We start from the raw sequence: 8,174 nt of genomic DNA on the forward strand, positions 1-8,174 counted from the left end.
CCGAAAGGAGAAAAAATGAAGAAAAAAGTAGTTGTTGGCTCCGTAGCCGCCCTTGTTTTAGGGATGAGTCTCTGTAGCTATCAGCTTGGACGTTTCCAAGCGATGGAGGAGCAAAAAAATCGTGTGTCCTATATTGAAGATAGTCAAAGTGTACAAACTACCGTTGCTGAACAATTAACGCCTGATCAAGTTTCTGCCAAGGAAAATATTGACGCTGAGCAGATAGTCGTTAAAATTACTGATCAAGGCTATGTGACATCACACGGCGACCATTTCCACTACTATAATGGTAAAGTCTCTTTTGATGCGATTTTTAGTGAAGAGTTGGTCATGAAGGACCCAAACTATGTTTTACAAGACAGTCACATCATCAATGAAGTCCAGGATGGCTACGTCATAAAAGTCGACGGGAAATACTATCTCTATCTAAAAGACCCTAGCAAACGTAAAAATGTTCGTAGCAAAGAAGAAGTGGAGCGGCAAAAAGGAATCTCTTCTGCTGACAGTAAGAATCAGGCAACAGGAAATAGTAAAGACGGCCGCTACAGAACAGACGATGGCTATGTCTTTAATCCGACAGATGTTATTGAAGATACGGGAGATGGTTTTATCGTTCCGCACGGCGACCATTTCCACTTTATTCCTAAAAAAGATTTATCAGCTGCCGAATTGAAGGCTGCTCAAGATTACTGGAATCAAAAAGGAAGTGTGAGCTCGGCTAGTGGTAGTCAATATGGCGATAGAAACAATAGAGCTCAACAGACAACAATTAGTGCGGGGCAAGGTCAGGATTTGGCTAGTTTATTGGCTCAATTGGATGCAACGCCGCTATCTCAACGCCATGTAGAAGCAGATGGATTGGTATTTGACCCAAGAACGATTACGAAGAAAACCGCAGCAGGTGTCATCGTTCCACACGGCGACCATTATCACTTTATCCCATACAGCCAGATGTCTCCTCTAGAAGAGAAGATTTCTCGAATTATTGGTGTAAATGGAGCAGGTGTTTCTTCTGGTGCACAAGCAAGTCACTCCCAACACACACCGACACAACCAAATCGTCCAGTAACACCAATCGGCACGGTTACAACGCAACCGGTATCGCCTACACAACCAGTATTGCCAACACAACCGAAGCAGTCAACAGGGAAAGTAGTTTCCTATATGGGACGTCAAATTCCTGCTTATGGAAAAGGGTTAGATGGTAAGGCATACTTTACAAGCGATGGGTACATCTTTAGCAAATCCTCTATTACCTCAGTTGATGATCAAGGGTTGATAGCTAGTCATGGAGATCATTTCCATTATGTTGGTTTTGGCGAGCTCGAAGATTTTGAAATCAAGCAAGTAGAGGAATGGGTTAATGAGAAGGCAGGCAAACAAGTGCCACCGAAAATATCTGAACAAGTAGGAAACGATGCTAAACCCACAACACCAAGTCAAGGGAACGATTCAACACCTGTAAAACCAATTCAAGAAGAAAATCGCCCTGCATTTGAATACAAACAAGTAACGGCTAAACGTAAGTTGGCTGGAAAAGTTGTTTATGAAATGGAAGTAGGTGGAAAAACGTATACGTATGGTCGTGATGAACTAGATTTGATGAAAATCTCTTTTGCTGAGTTGACCTTGGCAGAAAAAGATAAGCAGTATATCTTTGATATTGCACCGCTTGCAGAAGGAGATCTTACGCCAGCCATGTTGGTCGGTATGGATCAGATTCCGATGAAGGGAGCGAATGCGACCTATGATACTGGACAATCCTTTATTATTCCACACATTGATCACATCCACGTCCTACCTTACACATGGTTGAGTAAGGAACAAATTGCAACGATCCGCTATATCATGCAACATCCTGAAATTCGTCCATCTGCTTGGACTACAAGTGGACATGGTGATGGAGAAGCAACGGATCTTGTTCCCCCAATTCTAAATGCAACACCTAAAGCAAACCGCTTAGGCTTGAAAAATTGGCAAATCATTCACACCGCAGAAGAAGTCATGGATGCACGTGCAAAAGGGAAATTTGCAACAAATGATGGCTATATCTTCTCGGCGGAAGACGTACTAGATCCAGCAAGTTTTGTCTTTAGTCAAGCATTCAGTCTACCAAGAGCGACAGGTGGTTCTCTGCGTTCAATTTCCAAGAAAGATTTATCTAAAGAAGAATTGGAAGCTGTACAAACTCTTCTTGATAAACGAGACGCTGAAGAATTGGCGAAAAATGTCACACCAATTGAGAAACGTGCAGGTTTGAAAAATTGGCAAATTGTTCACTCGGCAGAAGAATTGGCAGAAGCTAAGGCGGCAGGAAAATATACCACGAAAGACGGCTATATTTTTGACCCGGCAGACCTATTAGATCCCAAAGTGAAAATAGGTACGGATCACTATCGTATCCCACGTGTGATTACAGATGGTTACCGTCGGATTAACAAGAGTGATTTGAATTACTTAAGCGAGCTGATTCCAGCAGAGGCTATGGTAGCTCAACGTGAGAAATCTAATTCTAGTTCACCGTCAACACCTGCACCAACTGAAACAGGAGCAAGTGCAGGCGAGACAACAACGCCAGAACAGCCACAAGTTGCCAAAGAAACAGCAGAGGAAATTTACAACCGAGTTGAAGCGAAGAAAGTCGTTCCTTTCGAAGCACTGACCTACAATGCTGGCTATGCGACCGAAGTACGCAACGGGACTCTAGTGATTCCGCATCAAGATCACTATCACTATATATCCTTTAAATGGTTTGACCAAGGTAGTGCAAGAAGTCCTGAAGGGTATAGTTTAGAAGATTTCCTAGCAACGGTTAAGTACTACATGACTAATCCACAAGAACGCCCTGTTTCAGACGATGGCTGGGGAGTATTTACACCAAGTACACCATCTGAATCAACAGAAGAAACAGAGACGGAAGAAAGTAATGAAGAAATTATTTCTGAAGAAACTGAGGAAATTGACGAGTTTACAGAAGAATTAAAACGAAGAGCAGAAGAGTTTGGCATGGACTTCAAAACCTTTGAACAAAGTCTGGTCACGCTCTCAGACCGTTACAAAGTTTCTTTTGAAGCTTTCGAATATGACGCAACAAGCAAAGTTGTTCGACTTGTAGATAAGGATGGGGTCAAACGGACCATCTCCCTTCCAAGTTTAGAAGAACAAGTATAGTAAACAAAATACCTGTAGCGCTGAGCTCTGCAGGTATTTTTTTACAGAAAAACGATAAAGATTATCTTTGACTATTTGCCTTTTTTAGCGTAAAATAGAAAGGAAAGACAAAAAAGGAGAACAGCCTTGGAACTTAACGTATTTGCAGGACAAGAAAAAAGCGAACTTTCCATGATTGAAGTAGCCCGTGCTATTTTGGAAGAACGTGGACGTGACAACGAAATGTATTTCAACGACTTGGTCAATGAAATTCAAAACTACCTTGAAAAATCAAACAGCGAGATTCGCGCAGCCCTCCCAACCTTCTATTCTGATTTGAATGTGGATGGAAGCTTCATTCCACTTGGCGAAAACAAATGGGGCTTACGTTCTTGGTACGCAATCGATGAGATTGACGAAGAAGTGATCACTCTTGAAGAAGATGATGAAGATGCACCAAAACGCAAGAAGAAACGCGTCAATGCCTTTATGGATGGTGATGATGATGCGATTGACTATGGACATGATGATCCGGAAGATGAGGACAACTATCCAGGTAGTGTATCATCAGAATACGATGATGAAAATCCAGATGATGAAAAAGATGAAGTTGAGTCTTATGATTCGGAAATCAACGAAATTATTCCAGATGACGAATTGGACGAAGAGGATGTTGATTTAGGTGAAGATGACGACGAGTATTCAGATGAAGAGGTCGTTGACGAATAAGAATTATAAGAATTATATACCAATAGATTCTTAAAAATAATTTGACAAGACTACCAAATTACGATAAGATATTATCGGGCACCTCTTTTGAGGTCGGAGCTCCCTAGCGATAGGGAGCTATTTTTGTTTTTTCTTCAAGTTAACAGGAAGTATCCCCACAAATTGCTTCCTATTAGCTTGAATCGTAGAAAAGGAGTTTGCATGACAAAGTATATTTTTGTAACAGGTGGCGTTGTTTCCTCTATCGGAAAAGGGATTGTAGCAGCCAGTCTAGGTCGTTTATTGAAGAACCGAGGTCTCAAGGTAACAATCCAAAAATTTGATCCATACATCAACATTGACCCGGGAACAATGAGTCCGTATCAACACGGTGAAGTTTTTGTGACGGATGACGGTGCAGAAACCGACTTGGACCTTGGGCACTATGAGCGTTTCATCGACATTAACCTGAACAAATATTCAAATGTTACAACAGGTAAAATTTATAGCGAAGTCCTTCGCAAAGAACGTAAGGGAGAGTACCTAGGAGCGACTGTTCAGGTCATTCCCCACATCACGGATGCTCTCAAGGACAAAATCAAGCGTGCAGCTCGTACTACAGATGCAGATGTCATCATCACGGAAGTGGGTGGTACAGTAGGTGATATTGAAAGCTTGCCATTCCTTGAAGCGCTTCGTCAGATGAAGGCAGATGTCGGTTCAGACAATGTTATGTATATCCATACAACACTCTTGCCTTATCTCAAAGCAGCAGGTGAAATGAAAACCAAGCCAACACAACATTCTGTAAAAGAGTTGCGTGGTCTAGGTATTCAGCCAAACATGTTGGTAATTCGGACAGAGCAGCCTGCTGGACAAGGAATTAAAAATAAACTGGCACAATTCTGTGATGTCGCTCCAGAAGCAGTTATTGAGTCCTTGGATGTCGAACATCTTTACCAAATCCCATTAAATATGCAAGCGCAGAACATGGATCAAATTGTTTGCGATCACTTGAAACTCGACGTACCTCCAGCAGATATGACAGAGTGGACAGCAATGGTAGATAAGGTTCTTAATCTCCAGAAAAAAGTAAAAATCGCTTTAGTTGGTAAGTATGTAGAATTACAAGATGCCTATATTTCTGTAGTTGAAGCTCTAAAACACTCAGGATATGCAAATGATGCTGCTATCGAATTGGATTGGGTCAATGCAAATGATTTGACAGCAGAAAACGTAGCTGAACGTCTAGGACAAGCACAAGGAATTATCGTTCCTGGTGGCTTTGGACAACGTGGTACCGAAGGGAAAATACAAGCCATTCGTTATGCTCGTGAGAATGACGTGCCAATGCTAGGGGTCTGCTTGGGAATGCAGCTGACCTGTGTAGAATTTGCTCGTTACGTTCTCGGTTTAGATGGTGCTAACAGCTTTGAATTAGACCCAGAAACCAAATATCCAATTATTGACATCATGCGTGATCAAATTGGAGTAGAAGATTTAGGAGGAACTCTCCGTTTAGGTCTTTATCCAAGCAAGCTCAAACGTGGCTCCAAGGCTGCAGCTGCTTATGATAATCAAGAAGTTGTACAACGTCGCCATCGTCATCGTTATGAGTTTAACAATGAATTCCGTGAACAATTTGAAAAAGCAGGTTTTGTTTTCTCAGGCGTGTCACCAGACAACCGTTTGGTAGAAATTGTTGAAATTCCAGAAAATAAATTCTTCGTTGCCTGCCAATATCATCCAGAACTACAATCTCGTCCTAATCGCCCTGAAGGTTTGTATACAGCCTTTGTTTCAGCAGCTATAGAGAATGAAAAATAAGTATAACCACTATAGAAGAAGATTGGATTATTCAATCTTCTTTTATATTTTTTTATATAACGAAACGAAAAAGATGTCAGTATTTCATAGAAGAAAATGCGAAATATCACCCCCATATGGCATCATTGTCTAGATGGTTTTAAGCATTATACAATAGTAGAGTATTGCAAAAGAATCGGCTAAATCAATACGTTTTGGCAAAAAAAAGTAAAAATAAAAAAATAAAATTCAAAAAAAGTGTTGACAAGGATAGTTCCTAATGATATACTAGTTCTTGTGTTAAGCGGGGATGGCGGAATTGGCAGACGCGCAGGACTAAGGATCCTGTGACCGCTTTAGGTCGTGTGGGTTCAAGTCCCACTCTCCGCATAGTGGACTAGCTAAGGCTAGTCCTTTTGCTTTGTCTAGATAAGTGCAGAGCACGATATATGCTAGTTCATAAATTACAAGAATGATACGAAACAGGCATTATTATGCCTTTCATGAAAAGATATGTGAAAGTTTTCTCAAAACTAGACGGTTTCAACTAGCATTTTCAAAATAAAAATGGTAGAATAGAAGAGTATGAGGTGCAACCTCAAAAAATATTAGGAGGCTATCGAAATGCCATTAGTTTCAGCAGAAAAATTTGTCCAAGCAGCGCGTGACAACGGTTATGCAGTTGGTGGATTTAACACAAACAACCTTGAGTGGACTCAAGCTATCTTGCGTGCAGCAGAAGCAAAACAAGCTCCAGTTCTTATCCAAACTTCTATGGGTGCAGCTAAGTACATGGGTGGTTACAAAGTAGCTCGTAACTTGATTGCAAACTTGATTGAATCAATGAACATTACAGTTCCAGTTGCTATTCACCTTGACCACGGTCACTACGAAGATGCACTTGAATGTATCGAAGTTGGTTACACTTCTATCATGTTTGACGGTTCACACCTTCCAGTAGAAGAAAACCTTGCAAAAGCTAAAGAAGTTGTAGAATTGGCACACGCTAAAGGTATCTCAGTTGAAGCTGAAGTAGGTACTATCGGTGGTGAAGAAGATGGTATCATTGGTAGCGGTGAATTGGCTCCAATCGAAGATGCAGTAGCAATGGTTGCAACTGGTATTGACTTCTTGGCAGCAGGTATCGGTAACATCCACGGCCCATACCCAGCAAACTGGGAAGGTCTTGATCTTGACCACTTGCGTAAATTGACTGAAGCTGTACCTGGTTTCCCAATCGTATTGCACGGTGGTTCTGGTATTCCAGATGAGCAAATTCAAGCAGCAATCAAATTGGGCGTTGCTAAAGTTAACGTTAATACTGAGTGCCAAATCGCATTTGCAAACGCAACTCGTAAGTTTGCAGCGGCTTATGAAGCAAACGAAGCAGAATACGATAAGAAAAAACTCTTTGACCCACGTAAATTCTTGGCAGACGGCGTGAAAGCTATCCAAGCATCTGTTGAAGAGCGTATCGACGTATTCGGTTCAGCGAACAAAGCTTAATGTAACTGCGAAGAAATCTCAGATTTCAAGCAAACAAAGCATAAGTTTCTTAGATTAAACCAAAAAGGATTTTCTTTCGAGAATCCTTTTTATTATAATAGTTGATTAAGTTTGATCTAGTTCTTCGCTATGAAGAAATCTACGATAGAAGTGAGCAGAGAACAATTAAAATATAAACCGCTCCAAAGTTTTCATGACTGTAATAGCTTAGAGAACGAAGAATTATGGATGGGGCGCAAACTGTAGTATTAAAATATTTACCTATGAGTATAGATACTTTTAAAAAAAGAAAGTGAAAATAATTCTTGCCAAGTCCAATCTTTTCTGTTAGAATAGTATGGTATGTGGTGCTAGCACATCCGATATATTTGATCAAATGAGGAGGAAGATACAATGGCTAAAGTATGTTATTTCACTGGTCGTAAGACTGTATCAGGTAACAACCGTTCACACGCTATGAACCAAACTAAACGCGCAGTTAAACCAAACCTTCAAAAAGTAACTGTTTTGATTGATGGTAAACCTAAAAAAGTTTGGGCTTCAGCACGTGCACTAAAATCAGGCAAAGTTGAACGCGTATAATAACAAAGTCGTTAGAAAAATCTAGCGACTTTTGTTTTTGGAAAAAATAGCCTAGATATAAAGTCGATGAGGAGCAAATTCGGTCACTACATAATAAACAGGAAAGAATATCAACTATATAGCCCTTCACATTGTTGTTGAAAAGTTAACAAAGAAGGAACGTTGTCAAAAATGAACTGTGTATTGATGTGGGGGATTTTTCTAAGGTCGAACATTTAAACTTGGATTGACATTGGGAGGAGCATATCCGTACGGGTTCTAAGTAAGAAGGGAATCACGAACTGGAAGAATAGAGAGTGTTTTAAAAATCCAAAAAAATCTCCAAAAACCGGTTGACAACGTGTATAAGTCGTGATAGAATAATTGAGTTGTCTCTTGAGGGGCTAGTCAGTAGCGGGATGAAAAAAGTTTCGAAAAAGTGT

Annotated in this window: 5 protein-coding genes and 1 tRNA gene; all 6 read left to right on the plus strand. The window is 40.6% G+C overall.

What is annotated here, in order from left to right; genetic code table 11:
* Positions 1–15 precede the first annotated feature (15 nt).
* The 6 genes from SST62_RS0108850 to rpmB all read left to right on the plus strand — a co-directional run bounded on the left by SST62_RS0108850 (position 16) and on the right by rpmB (position 7,752).
* Positions 16–3,171, plus strand: coding sequence for a pneumococcal-type histidine triad protein (locus SST62_RS0108850; RefSeq protein WP_029187057.1), 3,156 nt, complete (start codon positions 16–18; stop codon positions 3,169–3,171).
* Positions 3,172–3,297: 126 nt separating this feature from the next.
* Complete coding sequence (gene rpoE / locus SST62_RS0108855; RefSeq protein ID WP_011921912.1) at positions 3,298–3,879, plus strand: DNA-directed RNA polymerase subunit delta; 582 nt, start codon at positions 3,298–3,300, stop codon at positions 3,877–3,879.
* Between the two features lie 201 nt (positions 3,880–4,080).
* Entirely contained in the window at positions 4,081–5,685 is a 1,605-nt protein-coding gene (locus SST62_RS0108860) for a CTP synthase (protein ID WP_029187058.1), read from the plus strand.
* Positions 5,686–5,968: 283 nt separating this feature from the next.
* A tRNA-Leu gene (locus tag SST62_RS0108865) sits at positions 5,969–6,054 on the plus strand.
* 234 nt (positions 6,055–6,288) lie between these two features.
* Positions 6,289–7,170 (plus strand): class II fructose-bisphosphate aldolase, encoded by an 882-nt coding sequence (locus SST62_RS0108870; protein WP_024396627.1) that lies wholly within the window; start codon positions 6,289–6,291, stop codon positions 7,168–7,170.
* 393 nt (positions 7,171–7,563) lie between these two features.
* Positions 7,564–7,752, plus strand: coding sequence for a 50S ribosomal protein L28 (rpmB, locus tag SST62_RS0108875; RefSeq protein ID WP_001140948.1), 189 nt, complete (start codon positions 7,564–7,566; stop codon positions 7,750–7,752).
* Positions 7,753–8,174: the final 422 nt, after the last annotated feature.

The organism is Streptococcus suis YS56 (genome assembly GCF_000440115.1).
GTDB lineage: Bacteria > Bacillota > Bacilli > Lactobacillales > Streptococcaceae > Streptococcus > Streptococcus suis_L.